General features: G+C 70.8%; 16 protein-coding genes. 5 read left to right on the forward strand and 11 right to left on the reverse strand.

Annotation, left to right across the window (positions count from 1 at the left end):
* Positions 1 to 67 precede the first annotated feature (67 nt).
* A complete protein-coding gene (locus ON26_RS21690; RefSeq protein WP_040798074.1) occupies positions 68 to 472 on the reverse strand; it encodes a winged helix-turn-helix transcriptional regulator in 405 nt (134 codons plus the stop codon).
* A 134-nt stretch (positions 473 to 606) separates the two neighbouring features.
* Here ON26_RS21690 and ON26_RS21695 point away from each other — a divergent pair, with 134 nt between their 5' ends.
* Complete coding sequence (locus ON26_RS21695; protein ID WP_040798075.1) at positions 607 to 2,259, forward strand: molybdopterin-dependent oxidoreductase; 1,653 nt, start codon at positions 607 to 609, stop codon at positions 2,257 to 2,259.
* Positions 2,260 to 2,569: 310 nt separating this feature from the next.
* Here ON26_RS21695 and ON26_RS21700 read toward each other — a convergent pair whose 3' ends face one another.
* Together ON26_RS21700 and ON26_RS21705 are read right to left on the reverse strand one after the other, a co-directional pair.
* Positions 2,570 to 4,045: a DHA2 family efflux MFS transporter permease subunit gene (locus ON26_RS21700; protein WP_040798076.1), complete on the reverse strand. Its 1,476-nt coding sequence runs from the start codon at positions 4,043 to 4,045 to the stop codon at positions 2,570 to 2,572.
* A 48-nt stretch (positions 4,046 to 4,093) separates the two neighbouring features.
* Positions 4,094 to 4,696 carry a PadR family transcriptional regulator gene (locus ON26_RS21705; RefSeq protein ID WP_040798077.1) on the reverse strand — a complete coding sequence of 201 codons (603 nt, stop codon included), beginning with the start codon at positions 4,694 to 4,696 and terminating at the stop codon, positions 4,094 to 4,096.
* Positions 4,697 to 5,007: 311 nt separating this feature from the next.
* Between ON26_RS21705 and ON26_RS21710 the strand changes: the two genes are divergently transcribed.
* Entirely contained in the window at positions 5,008 to 5,373 is a 366-nt protein-coding gene (locus ON26_RS21710; protein WP_040798078.1) for a hypothetical protein, read from the forward strand.
* A 30-nt stretch (positions 5,374 to 5,403) separates the two neighbouring features.
* Here ON26_RS21710 and ON26_RS21715 read toward each other — a convergent pair whose 3' ends face one another.
* The 8 genes from ON26_RS21715 to ON26_RS21750 form a co-directional block, all read right to left on the reverse strand.
* Positions 5,404 to 6,453, reverse strand: coding sequence for a glycine betaine ABC transporter substrate-binding protein (locus ON26_RS21715; protein ID WP_245545952.1), 1,050 nt, complete (start codon positions 6,451 to 6,453; stop codon positions 5,404 to 5,406).
* A gap of 171 nt (positions 6,454 to 6,624) precedes the next feature.
* A complete protein-coding gene (locus tag ON26_RS21720) occupies positions 6,625 to 7,821 on the reverse strand; it encodes an NAD(P)-dependent malic enzyme (RefSeq protein ID WP_040798079.1) in 1,197 nt (398 codons plus the stop codon).
* 428 nt (positions 7,822 to 8,249) lie between these two features.
* Positions 8,250 to 9,860, reverse strand: coding sequence for an FAD-dependent oxidoreductase (locus tag ON26_RS21725; RefSeq protein WP_083884276.1), 1,611 nt, complete (start codon positions 9,858 to 9,860; stop codon positions 8,250 to 8,252).
* 51 nt (positions 9,861 to 9,911) lie between these two features.
* Positions 9,912 to 10,133, reverse strand: coding sequence for a hypothetical protein (locus ON26_RS21730; RefSeq protein ID WP_306307251.1), 222 nt, complete (start codon positions 10,131 to 10,133; stop codon positions 9,912 to 9,914).
* A 41-nt stretch (positions 10,134 to 10,174) separates the two neighbouring features.
* Positions 10,175 to 11,029 (reverse strand): PHP domain-containing protein, encoded by an 855-nt coding sequence (locus ON26_RS21735; protein ID WP_040798081.1) that lies wholly within the window; start codon positions 11,027 to 11,029, stop codon positions 10,175 to 10,177.
* 59 nt (positions 11,030 to 11,088) lie between these two features.
* Positions 11,089 to 11,667, reverse strand: a complete 579-nt coding sequence (locus ON26_RS21740; RefSeq protein WP_040798082.1) for a suppressor of fused domain protein — start codon at positions 11,665 to 11,667, stop codon at positions 11,089 to 11,091.
* 2 nt (positions 11,668 to 11,669) lie between these two features.
* The gene (locus tag ON26_RS21745) at positions 11,670 to 12,161 is read right to left on the reverse strand and encodes a YflT domain-containing protein (RefSeq protein WP_040798083.1); all 492 of its coding nucleotides are present in this window, start codon (positions 12,159 to 12,161) and stop codon (positions 11,670 to 11,672) included.
* Between the two features lie 123 nt (positions 12,162 to 12,284).
* Positions 12,285 to 13,229: an HpcH/HpaI aldolase/citrate lyase family protein gene (locus ON26_RS21750; RefSeq protein ID WP_040798084.1), complete on the reverse strand. Its 945-nt coding sequence runs from the start codon at positions 13,227 to 13,229 to the stop codon at positions 12,285 to 12,287.
* Positions 13,230 to 13,283: 54 nt separating this feature from the next.
* Between ON26_RS21750 and ON26_RS21755 the strand changes: the two genes are divergently transcribed.
* The 3 genes from ON26_RS21755 (at position 13,284) to ON26_RS21765 (ending at position 16,726) form a co-directional block, all read left to right on the forward strand.
* A complete protein-coding gene (locus tag ON26_RS21755; RefSeq protein WP_040798085.1) occupies positions 13,284 to 14,564 on the forward strand; it encodes a magnesium transporter MgtE N-terminal domain-containing protein in 1,281 nt (426 codons plus the stop codon).
* Entirely contained in the window at positions 14,561 to 15,166 is a 606-nt protein-coding gene (locus tag ON26_RS21760) for a DUF1003 domain-containing protein (RefSeq protein ID WP_040798086.1), read from the forward strand. The genes ON26_RS21755 and ON26_RS21760 overlap by 4 nt, the downstream gene beginning before the upstream one ends.
* Positions 15,167 to 15,310: 144 nt before the next feature.
* Positions 15,311 to 16,726, forward strand: coding sequence for a lytic transglycosylase domain-containing protein (locus tag ON26_RS21765; RefSeq protein WP_245545954.1), 1,416 nt, complete (start codon positions 15,311 to 15,313; stop codon positions 16,724 to 16,726).
* Positions 16,727 to 16,813 lie beyond the last annotated feature (87 nt).

Here is a 16,813-nt window from a genome sequence, read left to right on the forward strand (position 1 = left end):
TCTTTCGACCGGCTCGGCGCCGTCGGCGGAATGCGTTCCGCCGACGGCGCTTTCGTGTGTCCAGGGGTCATTCGTCGAAGCGGCGGCGGGCGGCCTCGATATCGGTGAGGAAACGCCGCGTCCAGGCGCACATGCTCTCGGCGATGCCGCGCAGGGCCAGGCCGGACTCGGTGAGGCGATAGTCGACCCGCGGCGGCACGACGGAGTGGACGGTCCGCTCGACCAGGCCGTTGCGTTCCATCATGCGCAGATTCTGGGTGAGCATCTTGGGGCTGATGCCCTCCACGCGGTCGCGCAGTTCGGTGAAGCGCAGGGTTTGCTCCCCGATCGTCTCCACGATGAGCAGCGTCCACTTGTTGGCGATGTCGGCGAAGATCTCGCGCGCCGGTGAGTCCGCGCGCGAGAGGTCGGCGCCGTCGGGCCGAGCCGCCTCGTCCGCTCGGCCGGCCGGGTCGCTGAGCTGCTGGGTCACTGTGAGGTCCCTCGGTCACGAGAATGCGGTCTTCAGGTCGGCCATCACTCTCCTATGGTGACCGAGTAACCGCAAGTGACCGAAAGGCGCGCATGCGGCAGCGCCGTTCGCCTGTCCGGCAGTAGGCTCGCGGCATGGCGCTACTGCGTTGGCGGGTCGCGGCCGGGCTGGTGAGCGCGATCCTCGCCCTCGGCGTCGCCGAACTGGTCGCGGCCCTGCTCCGGCCCGGCAGTTCTCCGCCCTATGTGCTCGGCGCGGCGGTGGTCGACCATACGCCGGAGGGGGTGCGCGAGTGGGCGATCCACACCTTCGGCACGGCCGACAAGGTGGTGCTGTTCGTCTGTATGGCGCTGGTCGTCCTCGCCGTGGCCGGCCTCGCGGGGGCACTGGAGCGGACATCACGCCCCGTCGGGACCGCGCTGTTCGCCGTATTCGGCGTGATCGCAACGGTTTTCGCGGTCGACCGGCACGGCGTGCTCGGCGCCCTCGCGACGCTGCTCGGCGTGGGGGCCGGGATCTGGGCGCTGCGCGGCCTCACCCGGCGCATCGACGCCGCGGCGGGCGCGCTCACGGCGGGCTCCGCCGCCGTGCCCACGAGCGGCGCGGACACTCCCGCCGACGGAGACGTACACATCGGCACGGATAACCCGACCGACCTGGGCATCGGGGGCGACACGGGCAGCGCGGGTGGCGGCACATCGTCCGGACTCGGCGACGGATCCCCGCGACGGGAGTTGTTGCGCGGCATGGCGATCGCCGGTGGCGCGGCGGTCGCGGCCGGGGTGGCGGGCCGCTGGATCGCCGGGTGGCGGGCCGGGGTGGGGCCCGAGCGGGCGGCCATCCGGTTGCCGGAGACGAGCGGGCCGCCGGTCTCCCTCGCGCCGGGGGCGGATCTGAAGGTGCCGGGGCTGTCGTCGTTCGTGACGTCCAATGCCGATTTCTACCGGATCGACACCGCGTTGATCGTGCCGCAGGTGTCCGTGGCGGACTGGTCGCTGCGCATTCACGGGATGGTGGAACGGGAGATCCGCGTCGGGTGGGCGGAACTGGCCCAGCGCACGGCGATCGAGCGGCTGATCACGCTGACGTGCGTGTCGAATCCGATCGGTGGCGATCTGATCGGCAATGCGCTGTGGCGGGGTTACCGGCTCGACGAATTGCTCGCCGAGGCCGGACCGTTGCCCGGCGCCGACATGGTGCTCTCGCGCAGCAGGGACGGATGGACGGCGGGCAGTCCCTTGGCGGTGCTCACGGACGGGCGCGACGCCATGCTCGCGGTGGGGATGAACGGCGAACCGCTGCCGATCGACCACGGGTACCCGGCCAGACTCGTGGTGCCCGGCCTCTACGGCTATGTCTCGGCGACGAAATGGGTGATCGAACTCGAGGTCACCCGGTTCGATCTGGCCACCGCCTATTGGACGCGGCGCGGCTGGTCCGAGCGCGGCCCCATCAAGACCGGAACCAGGATCGACACGCCGGGCTGGAAAACGAAACTGTCGGCAGGGCGGGTCCCGGTCGCCGGGGTGGCCTGGGCGCAGCATCGCGGCATCAGCGCGGTGGAGGTCCAGGTCGACGACGGGCCGTGGGAGCGGGCGCGGCTGTCGACCGAGCAGTCCATCGACACCTGGCGGCAATGGGTCTACGACTGGCAGGCCACGTCCGGCCCGCATATTCTGCGCGCCCGTGCCACCGACGGGGCCGGCGAGACACAGACCGGCGAGTTCGCGGCATCGGTGCCCGACGGGGCGACGGGATATCCGAGCGTCATGCTCCGGGTCGACTGAGCGGCCATTCGCTCGACTGCGCGACACCACGGCCCGCCGGGCGACGCGTCCCGCCGTTGTCGACGCGGGACGCCGAGGACAAATGCGATCGGTCGAGGCCGACGCGGCACGCTGCACGACCACGCGGCGGACTCGCGATAACGCGCCCCCTCCACAGCGGCGCGACCTAGCGCACCGCAACGACGGTGGGAAGACGGCAGACGGGAACGACGACGGCGTCCGGGGCACCACTCGCCCCGGACGCCGTGAGGCCGCTCCGGTCATGCCGGCGACACCCGCGCGGACGCCGCCGACCGGCACGACGGGTCGGTCAGGCCGACACCGAATCGGCGTCGGCGGGCTGGACCTCGGTCGTACGCGGCCCGTGCCCCACCAGGAAGGCCGAGGCGGCGACACCGATCAGCAGGATCGCGCCGGGCAGGACGATCGACTGGGCCAGCGAGGAGCTGAACCCGTCGAGCAGATGCGGCGGGAGCGCGGCCTGATGACCCATGCCCTCGCCCACCGGACCGCCTTCGCCGAGTCCGTGGGCGGCCAGTCGCGAGGCGATGAGGGCGCTGATGGCGGCCGAGCCGAGCACCGAGCCGACCTGGCGAGTGGTGTTGTAGATGCCCGAACCCGCACCGGCCTGCCGCAGCGGCAGATTGTGCGTGGCGGTGGAAGCCAGCGGGCCCCAGATGCAGGCGTTGGCCAGGCCCGCGATGCCCGCGGCGATCAGGAACCACACCAGGTTCGATTCCGGGGTCATCACCGCCGACCACCAGAAGATCATCAGGGCGAATCCCAGGAAGCCGATGGTCGGTGTCACGCGCGGCGGGAGCCGGTCGGAGAAGCGGCCGATGAACGGGGCGGTGAAGCCGGTCACGATGGCCATCGGCGCCAGTACCAGGGCCGACGCGGTGGGCGACATGTCCCGCACCGACTGCAGGTAGAAGTAGACCGGCACCATCACCGACGTGACAGCGGCGCCCATCGAGGCGATCGCCACATTGCCCAGCGCGAAATTGCGGTCCTTGAACAATTCCAGCGGCACCAGCGGTTCACCGGTGTTGCGCGACTGGTTGACCACGAACAGGCCGAGGACCACCACACCGGCGCCGATGAGCAACCAGATCCGCAGCGACCAGTCGTCGGCGCTGCCCTCCTGGATGCCGAAGACGAGCAGGAACATGCCCAGACCGCTGAGCAGCACACCGGGGATGTCGAACTTGTGCTCGTTGGTGGGCAACGCGGGCACCAGCCACACCGCCAGCGCGAAGGCGATGATGCCCACCGGCAGGTTGACGATGAAGACCCATTCCCAGCTCAGCGTGTCGACCAGGACGCCGCCCAGCAACGGTCCCACCAGCGTCGCCAGGCCTGCCACGCCGCCCCACAGACCCATCGCGGCGCCGCGCTTGTCCGGCGGGAAGGTCCTGGTGATCACGGCCATGGTCTGCGGGGTCATCAGCGCTGCGCCGAGACCCTGCACGGCGCGGGCGGCGATCAGCATCTCGATGGTGCCCGAGAGGCCGCACCACAGCGACGCGGCGGTGAAGATCGCCAAGCCGATCAAATAGATCTTCTTGGGGCCGTAGCGGTCACCGAGGCGGCCGGTGACCAGCAGCGGCACCGCGTAGGTGAGCAGGTAGGCGCTGGTCACCCAGATGACCTTGTTGATGTCGGCGCCGAGGTCGGTCATGATCGCCGGATTGGCGACCGCGACGATGGTCATGTCGAGCAGGATCATGAAGAAGCCGACGACCAGCGCGGTCAGCGCGAGCCACGGATTACGGCTTTCGGACACGGGTTGTTTCCTTACTGCGATTACGGAAGAGGCTGCGGGACAGAAGGATCAAGCGGTGCGTTCGCCCGACTCCGGTTCGAACTCCTCCCACTCCAGCTCGCCCCCGGCGAGTTCGTCGACCATCCGCGCGAGCCAATCACGCTGCGCGCGAACGGTTTCGCGCTGGTAGGGCAGGACCAGCCAGTACCGCCTGGCAGTGACCACGGTTTCGGCGGTGGCGATCATCGAATCGAGTTCGGTCAGTGCGGCATCGAGGTGGGCGATCCGCTCGCGCAGCAGCCCGACCACCTCGTCGGCGGGCAGGGTGTGCGATTCGGCCAGCCCGATCAGGAATTCCGGATACTCCGGGGCGGGCGTGCGCAGGATCTCCGTGATCCGGGCGCGCAATGTCGCGCGCCCTTCCCCGGTGATCCGGTAGGTGGTGCGCTCCGGCCGGTTGCCGTCACGATCGATCCCTCCCGAGCACACCAGTCCTTGGTCGGCCAGCCGCGCGACGGTGTGATACAGCGATCCGGGCCTGACCTTGACCAGCCGGTCCTCGCCACGGCCGACCAGTGTCTGGAACATCTCGTAGGGGTGCATGGGGCGCTCATCGAGCAGTGCGAGCACCGTGACCGCCAGCGCGGTCGGCGTGCCGGGCGTCTTTCCCATCGCTGTCCTTTCTGGTCACGACCGGAGACCGGGTCGCGACTGCGCACGCCCCAATACTCGATTTGGAATAGTCCACATGGACTATAAGCGATGCCTGACCGGAAGGACATGCCGGCCGCCCCGCCCGCACGCCCCCGAAAGTAGGGGCAGCAAAAGTTGGAATACTGATATTTCATATTTCTTGGACTTGGCGAGTCCTTCCGGTGCCCGCTGACCGGTGCCGGGCACCCCCACCCGCCGGCTTCGACACCTCGAACCGCGCGGGAACACCTTTCCGGCTACCAGCCGGACCATTTCGAAAGTAGACAACCATGACCCGAATCTCCCGAGTCCGCAGCGCGGGCGCCGTCGTCGCGATCACCCTGGCGGCTCTCGGCGGTAGCGCGACCGCCGCCGGCGAACCGCTGCGCCTGGAACCGCTCACCACCGAACAGCCCGCGGACATCGGCCACACCTCCACACCGAGCGGATCGGGCAACTCCGGCTCCATCGACACCAGTGGCAGCTACGAAGGCGACGCCTTCCTCGGCTCGGCGGCACTGGCCTTCACGATCGACCATCCGCTCGATGCCGGCGCGCTGATCGCGTTCATGGTCTCCTGCTACGCCAGAGGAATCAGCGGCGACCTGAACGCCTGCATGAGCGGCGGGGGGCACGTCCCCGGCGGCCCGATCTGACCGCATGATCCGGCGCTGGTGCCACGTGATTCACAGACCGTGTGCGTCGAGCCAGCGCCGTGCCGTCTCGGTGGCCGGGTCGCCCGCCTCGACGGCGCGGATCATCTCGGCCAGCTCGGCGGTGGTCAGTTCTCCGGCCACGTAGTTGAGTTTGCGCATGCGCACCTCGTCGAGCAGGCCGGTGCGCAGCAGCGGGACGATGTTCTCGGCGCGCAGGGCGTAGTCCTCGTCGGCCAGCACGCGCAGGCCGTCGGTGGCGCCGGGCGCGAGTTCGGGCGGGCCGGTGAGCAGGCCGGCCTGGAGCGTGCCGGACCGCAGTGACTCGGCCAGGGCCGCCGGATCGGGCTCGGGCACGACCGTGGCGAAAGCGCAGTCGTGGACGGTGACCTCGGCGGACTCGCGCGGCAGGCCCGGCATGACCGCGAGGCCCGCGCCGGTCTCGGCGCAGCGCGGGAGGAGGTCGGCGATCGTGCTCAGATCGTCGCGCGCGGCCCGTTCTTCGGCGACGATCAGCCGGGGGCGCATGTCCACTCCGTCGGCGGGGTCGGCCAGCGTCAGGTCCGCGGGCAGCGCGCGATGGAGAGCGGTGACGACCTCGTCCGGGGTGCGTGCCTCGGCGGAGGAGTCCAGCGCGGCGAGCAGGCCTCCGGTCCGTTCGCCGACGAGGTCGACGGCTCCGGTGTCCAGCGCGCCGAGATAGTCGGGGCGCTGCCCGAGGTCGGCGTGCACGCGGACCGGGAGGCCGGTGCGCGCCAGGGCGCCCGCGTAGATCTCGGCGAGCACCAGGGATTCGGCGCTGTCGCCCGCGCCGACCACGAAAGTCCGTCCCGGATCGTCGCTACCGCAGGCCACCGCGCCCGCCGCCAGCGCGGCGACCAGGAGCCCGCCGACCCGCGCGCGGACCCGCCGCTTCGACGATCCGGTGATCGCGGTACGCCACCGCGGCCGAACCGGAGCCGCGACCCGAGTCGAAGCCGCAGCCGCATCCCGGGACGGCGCCGAGGTCACCGCCGGGGTGCGTGCCGAGGACACGACGGCGGCCCCGGCCGGATCCGGGATCACGGCAAACGGCGACGGCACGAGCGGGGACGAGAACGGACTCCGGGCTGGCGGTTCGGGCACCGCTGAAATGTACCGTCGGCCGGTCGGCGGCCGGGCACTCGGCCGCACCGGTCGTCGCCGCCCCCGCGAAACGCCGAGGCGCCCCGCTCGACATCGAGCGGGGCGCCTCGGTTCCGTACGGAATCGGGGTTACGCAACGCCTTCGGCGCGCGCGGCGGCCGCGACGGCCTCGGCCACGGCCGGGGCCACCCGCGGATCCAGCGGGCTGGGCACGATCTTCTCCGGGCCCAGTTCGTCGGCGACCACGCCGAGGATGGCGTTGGCGGCGGCGATCTTCATGCCCTCGGTGATGCGGCGGGCGCCGGCGTCCAGCGCACCCTTGAACACGCCGGGGAAGGCCAGCACATTGTTGATCTGGTTCGGGAAGTCGCTGCGGCCGGTCGCCACGATCGAGGCGTACTTGCGCGCCACCTCGGGGTGGATCTCCGGGTCCGGGTTCGACATGGCGAACACGATCGCCTCGGGCGCCATCGTGGCGATGAGCTCCTCGGGGATCAGTCCGGCCGACAGACCGAGGAACACGTCGGCGCCCTGCAGCGCTTCGGCGGAGCCGCCGGTCAGGCCGCGCGGGTTGGTGCGCCCGGCCAGTTCGGCCTTGACCGAGTTGAGGTCGCCGCGATCCTGGCTGATGATGCCCTTGGAGTCGAGCACGGTCACATCGGCCACGCCCGCCGCCAGCAGGATGTTGGTGCACGCGACACCCGCCGCGCCCGCACCGGAGACCACGACCTTCAGGCCCTCGATACCGCGACCCTGCACCCGCGCCGCGCCGTTGAGGGCGGCCAGCACCACGATGGCGGTGCCGTGCTGGTCGTCGTGCATGACCGGGCAGTCCAACGCCTCGATGAGGCGCTTCTCGATCTCGAAGCAGCGCGGGGCGGAGATGTCCTCCAGGTTGACCGCGCCGAAGCTCGGGCGCAGCCGGATCAGGGTCTCGACGATCTCGTCGACGTCCTTGGTGTCGAGCACGATCGGGATCGAGTCCAGGCCGGCGAACTTCTTGAACAGCGCCGCCTTGCCTTCCATCACCGGCAGCGAGGCGCGCGGGCCGATGTCGCCCAGGCCGAGCACGGCGGTGCCATCGCTCACGACGACCACCAGGCGGTCGGTCCAGGTGTAGCGCTTGGCCAGCGATTCGTCCTGCGCGATCGCGCGGCTGACCTGCGCGACGCCCGGGGTGTAGGCGATGGACAGATCCCGCTGGGTCTCCAGCGGTGAGGAGAGCTCGACCGAGAGCTTGCCTCCGAGATGTCCGGCGAAGATTTCGTCATGGGTGATTTCGGACAAACTCGCGGTGGCATTCGGTGCGTCAGTCACAGATGACACGATTTCACTCCTGCTCGGTTCTGGCTCAACCGGTGGACGGTTACCGCCGGGTAGTTGATTTCTGGTGCTCGGGACCGCAGATCGACAGCGCCTGCCGGAATTTCGTCGTCGCGACCGTACCGGAAAGGGCCGGGGAAATTCGGGATGTGACACCGCGCGGATCGCGGGGCGGAGCCGGACGGGTGTGTCCGGACGGAGAGGTCGGGGCGGCCCACGGGGCGACGGTACGTCGGGCGGCGAGGGTCACCGTGTTTCCGGACCCGGCGGTGGCAAGGATACGGAATCCGCCACATTCTGCCAGCCGATCCGACGACTTGCCAAACCGACGTCCGGTCGACCGGTCACTCGCCATATTTCGAGGGTAGGGGTCCGGAATTACCTCCGGGTAAGGACAAACTCGCCGCGGGCGGGCGGCCCGCGGTGAGCTGTCACATCGGGACCGGGTCGGCCGAGGTGAGGTCGGCCTTCACCGCGCCGGACCGGCCCGGCTGCCGGACCGCGAGCGACAGTCGCGGGGTCTGCGGGCGCTCGCGTTCCACCGCGATCTCGTCCACCCCCTCGACGAGCAGGCGGTTGCGCCAGTGCGGGGACAGCGCCGGGTGATCGGTCCGGTGGTGCAGGCCCCGGCTCTCGGTGCGGGTCAGCGCGCTGTGGGCCATCCAGCGCGCCACCGCGAGCATGGCGGCGGCCTCCCTGGCCCGCACCCCGTCCTGGCCGTGCCCGCCCAGGTCGAGGCGGGCGCCGGGCCAGATGAGGTCGAGTTCGGCGATGCTGTCACGCAGGCTGTCGGCGCTGCGCAGATAGCTGCGCCGCAGCGGCAAGGTGTGTTCCTGCACCAGGCCGATGACCGCGCGCGGATCGACCCGGGAGTGGTCGGCCAGGCCGGCGCCGGGCACCGGGCGAACCCGCACGGGGACGCCGCACTCCCGCGACCGTTCGGCCGCGCCACGACCGGCCCACACCCCCGAGGCGATGGCCCAGGCAGCGTGCCTGCCGCTCGCGCCTCCGGCAGCCCCGGAGATCGCCTGGCGGTCGGCGGCATCTCCGGCGACGTACAGGCCGGGCACCGCGGTCGCGCAGTCCGGACCGGTGTGCGTGATGCCGCCGCTGCCGCGCACAGTGCCTTCCAGCACGGCGCGGATCGGTATCCGACCGGTGGCGTCGAGCAGGCCGATGCGGGTGAGCCGCTCCCTGGTGGCGCTCAGCAGACCGGCGGGCACGGCGTAGATGCGCTTGCCCTCGGCCAGGGCCGCCAGCGCGGTGGACCGGTGCCCCGGCAGCGCGGTGCCGGATTCGTCGTAGAGCGGCGCGGCGCGCAGGACCGGATGCAGGGCGAGCGCCGAGCGGTCGATCGGCCCGGCGGCGCTGTGCGCGACGGCGATTCCGTAGGCGCCGGCGAACTCCATGCCGGACAGCCGCGCGCCCGCCTCGGCGGCCAGCAACAGGCCGTCGCCGGTGGCGGTCTCGGTGCCGACGGCGCCCGACCGGAACGCGCAGCCGCCGGTCGCGAGGACCACCGCGCCCGACCGGATCGTCCAGCTCCGGTACCGCTCCCCCGCGCTCACGCCGACGGCGCCCGCGACAGCGCCGGATCCGTCGACCAGCAGTCGCAGCGCCGGATGGTGATCGAGCACGAGCACGCCGGCCAGCCGCAACCGACGCCGCAGCAGGCGCAGATAACGGGCGCCGTCGAGTCTGGTCGCCGTGGGCACGGCCGCCCGGCGCGAGACCGGGAAGCGATATCCCCATCGAGCCAATTGCGTTGCGCACGAACGCGTCTCATCGAGCACGCGGTACATCGAGGCCGGATCACCGAGCCCGGCGCTGTGCCGCAGCGCCTGGTGCACCGCCTGTTCGCGAGCCGGGCCGGGCGGAATGTTCCACAGCGCGTGGATTCCGTCGACGGCCGGCCCCGCGCCCGCGCAACGCATCTTGTCGACCAGCACGACCCTGGCGCCGTCGGCGGCGGCCGAGAGGGCTGCCCAGATTCCGGCGGGGCCGCCGCCGAGAACCAGCACATCCGTCTCGAGCTCGGTCATACAACGGAATATTCGGCCACATTTCACCGGGCCGCAACCATTATTGCGGCTTCAACCCCACCATTGTGTCCAAATCAATATGCCGGAGGCGAGGAAAACGACGGCCGAGCCCGAAATGGCCGCCATTCCCCTGCGGCGGTCCGACAACAGCTGCGCGCCGACCGCGACCACCGCTACCGCGATATGCCAGATCATCGACTCCCCACCGGGACCGGGAAAACCACGTCGCCCGCCGATGAACGCCGCGCCGATCACCACCAGCGCGAGCAACACCGTTCCGGCCGCGACCGTGCCGCTGAGCGCACGCACCGGTCTCACCGGGCGATCACCGGAACCCCGGTCGCGCCGGCCACCAGACGCTCGAATTGTTCGGGGCCGGTGGTGAATTCGCCGAGTGCGATGGTCTTGTTGGTGCCGTGGTAGTCGGAGGAGCCGGTGGTCGCCAGGTCGAGTTCGGCGGCGAGCCCGGTCAGCAGTGCCCGGTCGGCCGCCGAATGGTCGGGATGGTCGACCTCCAGCCCGTCCAGCCCGAGCGCGGCCAGCTCGCGGATGTCCGCGAGCGCGAGCAACCGCCCGCGCTTGCGCGCCCTGGTGTGCGCCAGCACGCTGACCCCGCCCGCCTCCGCGATCATCCGCACCGCGCGTCGCAGCGGCGTGTCGGCCTTCTCGGCGTAGTAGCGCCCGTGCGGGGCGAGCAGTTCGAGGAAGGCGGCGTCCACGGTGGGCACCACGCCTGCCGCGACCAGCGCCCTGGCCAGATGCGGGCGGCCCGCCGACGGTCCCGCCGAGGCCAGCACCTCGTCGGGATCGATGGGCAGGCCGTCGTAGGCCATCAGCTCCGCCATCGCCCGCAGCCGGTCGGTCCGCTCGGCGCGCAGGCGCTCGCGTTCCTCGGCGAAGGCACGATCGGACGGGTCGAACAGGTAGGCCAGCAGATGCACCGACACCGGGTAGCCGTCCTCGCCCTGGCCCACACACGACATCTCCATCCCGCGAACCAGAGTCAGGCCGGGCGGAAGCGCGTCGACCGCCTCCGCCCAGCCCGCGGTGGTGTCGTGATCGGTGATCGCCACCACGTCGAGTCCGGCGGCGGCCGCGTTCGCCACCAGCTCGGCCGGGGAGTCGGTGCCGTCGGAGGCGGTGGAATGGGTATGCAGGTCGATGCGCACCCATCCAGTCTTACCGCGCGCCTTACCCGCTCCGCACCTCCGGTGCGGCGGGAGGGCGGCTAGAGCGAGGCCGCGCCGCGGCCCGGATCGCGTACGTCGATGCCCGCCTCGGCCCACGCCTCGCGCAGGGCCTGCGCGCCGCGCACCCGCACCCAGGCCGCCTCGGTCGCGGTCACCGGAGTGACCGCCAGGTAGCGCACCGGCTCGGCCGGCTCGGGCAGCGTGACCGGCTCGATCTCGCTCTCGCCCAGCAGGACAGCGGTGAACGGCGAGCCCTGCCACAGCTGTTCGCCCAGATCCAGCAGCGCGTCGGCCTGCAACACCACGCCCTCGACGGCGGGGCTGGCGATCAGCACGCCGAGCGCCTTGGCCAGTCCGGGCAGGGCCGTGCCCGCACGCACGCTGAGCACCAGTTCCGCTCGGGGGCCGCGCACCGGGTCGGCCAGCAGATCGCCGGGATCGCCCATGGGATGGCGGGAGCCGCCCAGGGTCGCGTAATGCACGACATCGCCGTCGACGATGCGCAGGATCTCGATGGGCTCGAGCCCGAGGAAGGTGACCGAGGCCGAATCGACGCCGGAAGCGTCCGCGCCGAAGTGATCGAGCACTCCGGCGCGGACCCGGTCCAGAACGTCCATCGTCAGATCGCCAGGCGGGCGAGCATGTCGCGAGCCTGCTCGGCGGTCTTCGGATCGCACAGCACGTCGTAGCGGCCCGCCACCAGCTGCATGCTGGAGGCGAAATCGCGCTGACCCCTGGTCGCCGCGTACGGGATCGATGTGGAGATGACGCCGAAGATGATGCCGCCGATCAGGCCGACGGCCAGCGGGCCGAAGGCGCTGCCGGTGGTGAACAGGCTCAGCAGCAGACCGAGGAACAGACCGAGCCAGGCGCCGGAGACGATGCCCCCGCCGATGACCTTGCCCCAGGTGAGCCGGTAGAGCACCCGCTCGACCTGCATCAGATCGACGCCGACGATGGTGACGTTCTGGACCGGGAACTGGTTGTCGGCCAGGTAGTCGACAGCTCGCTGCGCCTCGGCATAGGTGGGGTAGGACCCAACCGGCCAGCCCGAGGGCGGCGTCGGCAGACCCGAGCGGGCGTTGTTCGCGCTACCGAGTGGGTTCGTCATGGGACCATTATGGATGCCCGGCCCGCCGGTCCGCTGCACACACCGTGTCCGTAGTGTCCAATGTGTCCGAATTCTCGCGGAAATCCGGAGCGCTCCCGCACCGGGCGCGGGTCGGCAGGCGGTTCACTCGGGCGGGGTGAACGACGTGGTACGGGACATGCCCGCCGCGCGTCCCTTCTCGGCGATGACCACCGCCATCTTCGCGCTGGCTTCGTCGATCATCTCGTCACCGAGCATCACCGCGCCGCGCGCGCCGCCCTCGCCGGAGGTGTAATGCGCGTAGGCGTCGAGGATCTCCTCGGCGCGATCGTAATCGGCCTGGCGCGGGCTGAAGATCTCGTTGGCCGCCTCGATCTGGGTCGGGTGCAGCACCCACTTGCCGTCGAAGCCGAGCGCCGCGGTGCGCGCGGCGGCGCGGCGGAAGCCGTCCAGATCACGGATCTGCAGGTAGGGGCCGTCGATCGCCTGCAGACCGTGCGCGCGGGCGGCGAGCAGGATGGTCATCAGGATGTGGTGATAGGCATCGCCCGGCTCGTAACCCTGCGGCTGCTCGCCGACCACCAGGGTGCGCATATTGATGCTGGCCATGAAATCGGCCGGGCCGAACACCAGCGCCTGGACGCGCGGGCTCGCGGTCGCGATCTCGTCGATATTGCGCAGGCCGAGCGCGTTCTCCAGCTGCGGCTCGATGCCGATCCGGCCGACCTCGAGCCCACAGGTGCGTTCGAGCTGGGTCAGCAGCAGGTCCAGCGCCCGTACCTGGCCCGCGTCGGTGACCTTCGGCAGCAGGATGGCGTCGATATGGGCGCCCGCGCCCTCCACGACGGAGATCACATCGCTGTAGGTCCACTGCGTGGTCCAGTCGTTGACCCGCACCACCCGCAGCTGCGTTCCCCAGCCCGGCTCGTTGAGCGCCGCCACGATGTTCGCCCTGGCCGCGGCCTTGGCGACGGGTGCGACGGCGTCCTCGAGATCGAGGAACACCTCGTCGACCGGCAGCCCCTTGGCCTTCTCGATCATCTTCGGATTGCTGCCGGGGACAGCCAGAACCGAGCGACGTGGCTTCATTGCACCTCCTGTGTAACAACGACCGGTGGCCCGCGAACCTCTAGCCTGGCAAGCATGGCAGCAACCAGGGTGTACGTCGCCAGGCTGGCCGGCCTGGTGGTGCTCGGACCGGACGGTGAGTCTATCGGCCGCATCCGCGACGTCGTCGTGGCCGTCCGCTACGACCGGCAACACCCGCGGGTGCACGGCCTGGTCATCGAGTTGCCCACCCGGCGGCGGATTTTCGTGCCCATGCTGCGGGTGACCACGATCGAGCCGGGCATGGTCACGCTCAACACCGGCACCGTGAGCCTGCGCCGATTCCAGCAACGACCGGGCGAGATGCTGGCGCTGGCGCAGATCGTCGACTCCAAGGTCCGCGTGGACGATCCGGAACTGCCCGATGTGTCCGGTGTCGACGTGTTCGTCATCGACCTGGGCATCGAGCAGATCCGCACCCGGGACTGGCATGTCACCCGGGTGGCGGTGCGCGGCCACCGGCGCATCGGGCGCCGCCGGGAGGTGCACGTGGTCGACTGGAAGCAGGTCACCGGCCTGACGCCCTACGAACTCGGCAGGCCGGGCCAGGACGTGACACAGTTGCTCGGCCAGTTCGAGGGTTTGCGGCCCGCCGACGTGGCGCACATGCTGCGCGAACTTCCGGAGAAACGCCGCGTCGAGGTCGCCGAGGCGCTCGACGACGAACGCCTCGCCGACGTCGTGCAGGAACTGCCCGACGACGACCAGATCGATCTGCTCGGCCATCTCGAGGTCCGCCGTGCCGCCGACGTGCTCGAGGCGATGGACCCCGACGACGCCGCCGACCTGCTCGGCGAACTGCCCACCGGGGAGCGCGAATCGCTGCTCGCGCTGATGGATCCCGAGGAGTCCGAACCGGTCCGGCGGCTGCTTCAGCACTCCCCCGACACCGCGGGCGGCATGATGACCCCGCGGCCCATCGTGGTCACCGCGTCCACGACCGTCGCCGAAGCGCTGGCGCGGGTACGCAATCCCGATCTGACGCCCGCGCTGGCCTCCATCGTGTTCGTGGTCCGTCCACCCACCGCGACACCGACCGGCCGGTATCTCGGCTGTGTGTACACCCAGCAACTCCTCCGCGAGCCGCCGGCGCACCTGGTCGGCGGCATCGTCGACACCGACCTCGCGCCGCTGCGCCCGGACGCCGGGCTGTCCGCGGTCACCCGCTATCTCGCCACCTACAACCTGGTCTGCGGGCCGGTGGTCGACGGCGAGAACCATCTGCTGGGAGCGGTCAGCGTGGACGACGTGCTCGACCACCTGCTGCCGGAGGACTGGCGGGAAACCGAACAGCGCGAAGGGGTGGCCGCGCAGTGACCGACAAGAACGGACCGCGTCAGCGCCTGGACACCCCCATGCTCACCCGCTACCGGATCGGCTGGGATGCCGAGGCACTCGCACGCAGCAGCGAACAGGTGGCCCGCTTTCTCGGCACCGGCCGGTACCTGGCCATTCAGACCGTGCTCGTGGTGGTCTGGATCCTGCTCAACGTGTTCGCGGTGTCGTTGCGCTGGGACCCTTACCCGTTCATCCTGCTGAACCTGGCCTTCTCCACCCAGGCCGCCTACGCGGCGCCGCTGATCCTGCTCGCGCAGAACCGGCAGGACAATCGCGACCGGGTGTCGCTGGAAGAGGACCGGATGCGCGCGGCACAGACCAAGGCCGACACCGAGTTCCTCGCCAGGGAATTGGCTGCGCTGCGACTGGCTGTCGGCGATGTCGCGACACGCGATTACCTGCGCCGGGAATTGGACGAGGTGCGCGAACTCCTCGAGCGGATCGAGACGGCGACCGGGAACGGAGACAGCGAGGAGCGGCCGCCCAAATCGGGCAAGTCGAGGAAGAAGAGCGGCGGTTCGTCAACGACTTCGGGGACTCCAGCGAAGAGCCAGCACACCGCGCCCGTGGGCGATGATTGATCGGAAATGCTCAACAACTTAGTGACTCCTGGGTAGCCTGGTGTCCGTTGTCCGAAGCGCGCCCAGGGCAAGTGGTGGTGCCGGGCCTGCTCCCACGACGTAGAGGAATGGTGTGGCCGAATGCGCGTTTCTGCTCCGATAACGATGTCGGCCCTAGTAGTCGCCGGTTTGGTCGCCACAGGTTCGGTGGCCGACGAGCCGGCATCCGGTCAACCACCCACGGCGCGTGAGGCGCTGCTGGCCGCCGCGGCGGCGGACCCGGCCGTGCGGAATGTGGCGGCGGCGGATCCCGACTCGACATCTTCCTCCACCGTCGGACTCCTGCCGGTTGCTCCGGACACCTCCCGCAAACTTCGAGCAATGGATCCCACCGTGGACGCGGGCCTGGCGCCGTTCGCGGGAACGATTCCGCTGCGCGAGATCTCGCTGCCCAACACCGGCGGCGTGCTCGGCATCCCGGAGATCGTGCTGGCCGCGTACCGCAATGCCGAACTGGCGCTGGAATCCTCGATGCCCGGCTGCGGGCTGCGCTGGAACCTGCTCGCGGGCATCGGGCGCATCGAGTCCGCGCACGCGAGCAGCGGCCGCACCGACGCCGCGGGGACCACGGTCTCGCCGATCTTCGGTCCCGCTCTGGACGGGACGCTGCCCGGCAACGAGATCATCAAGGCCTCCGACGGCGGGTACGTGCGCGCGATCGGCCCGATGCAGTTCCTGCCCTCCACATGGAGCCGGTATTCCGCGGACGGCAACGGCGACGGGGTGGCCGATCCGCACAATGTCTTCGACGCGGCACTGGCCGCGGGCAAGTACCTGTGCTCCGGCGGGCTGAATCTCGCCGATCCGCAACAGGAATTGCGCGCGGTGCTGCGCTACAACAATTCGATGGCCTATGCCGCCGACGTGCTGAGCTGGTCGGCCGCATACCGGACCGGCGGCGCGCCGCGGCAGGTCACCATCGCCCCCGAACTCATCCCGCCGGGTTCGGCCCCGATCCTGGCCGCGCCGACCCAGGACATGACCGCCGTCGACACCGAGGTCCCCACCACCACGCAGGCCCCGAAGGACCCGACCCAGCTGCCGCCGGGCACCACGGTGACCCCGGGCACCACGCCCGAGCAGGCGATGATCCACATCCCCGGCCTGCCGCCCATCCCCTGCGGCATCTTCTGCCCGCCGCCCGCGCCGGTGGATCCTTGCGTGGAAGTGGCGGTTCCGGCTCCGATGCCCGATCCCGTGGTGCCCGCGCGACCGCTCACGCCCGGCCTCGAATTCGGCAAGCAGGAGCCCGCGCCCGCCGAGCAGGCGGGTCGGCCGAACCCGGCCTGCCAGGAGCCGAAGGAGCAGCCCGCCGCACCGGCGCCCGCCGCACCCCGGCAGGCCGAGCCCGCACCCGCCGCACCGGCGCAGCCCGCACCCGCTCCGGAGGTCACGAAGACTCCCGAGCCGCAGCCCGCGCCCGCCGAGCCGACCCCGCCGCCCGCACCCGCCATCACGCTGCCGTTCGGTATCACCATTCCGCTGCCGCCCGCACCCGCCCCGATTCCGCCGCAGGGCTGATCGGGCCCGGACCGGCCGTGCCGCCACCCACGCGGCACGGCCGGTCCGCGTCTTCCGGTATTCCACGGCGGCGCCGCGCGGTCTCTT

The sequence above is a fragment of the Nocardia higoensis NBRC 100133 genome, from assembly GCF_000308595.1.
Taxonomy (GTDB): domain Bacteria; phylum Actinomycetota; class Actinomycetes; order Mycobacteriales; family Mycobacteriaceae; genus Nocardia; species Nocardia higoensis.

Bases quoted from the DNA above. Each gene is read 5' to 3' on its own strand.
- ON26_RS21695 (WP_040798075.1), top strand. From the start codon at position 607: ATGGCGCTACTGCGTTGGCGGGTCGCGGCCGGGCTGGTGAGCGCGATC.
- ON26_RS21705 (WP_040798077.1), bottom strand. From the start codon at position 4,696: ATGGGAAAGACGCCCGGCACGCCGACCGCGCTGGCGGTCACGGTGCTC.
- ON26_RS21710 (WP_040798078.1), top strand. From the start codon at position 5,008: ATGACCCGAATCTCCCGAGTCCGCAGCGCGGGCGCCGTCGTCGCGATC.
- ON26_RS21725 (WP_083884276.1), bottom strand. From the start codon at position 9,860: ATGACCGAGCTCGAGACGGATGTGCTGGTTCTCGGCGGCGGCCCCGCC.
- ON26_RS21740 (WP_040798082.1), bottom strand. From the start codon at position 11,667: ATGGACGTTCTGGACCGGGTCCGCGCCGGAGTGCTCGATCACTTCGGC.
- ON26_RS21745 (WP_040798083.1), bottom strand. From the start codon at position 12,161: ATGACGAACCCACTCGGTAGCGCGAACAACGCCCGCTCGGGTCTGCCG.
- ON26_RS21750 (WP_040798084.1), bottom strand. From the start codon at position 13,229: ATGAAGCCACGTCGCTCGGTTCTGGCTGTCCCCGGCAGCAATCCGAAG.
- ON26_RS21755 (WP_040798085.1), top strand. From the start codon at position 13,284: ATGGCAGCAACCAGGGTGTACGTCGCCAGGCTGGCCGGCCTGGTGGTG.
- ON26_RS21765 (WP_245545954.1), top strand. From the start codon at position 15,311: ATGTCGGCCCTAGTAGTCGCCGGTTTGGTCGCCACAGGTTCGGTGGCC.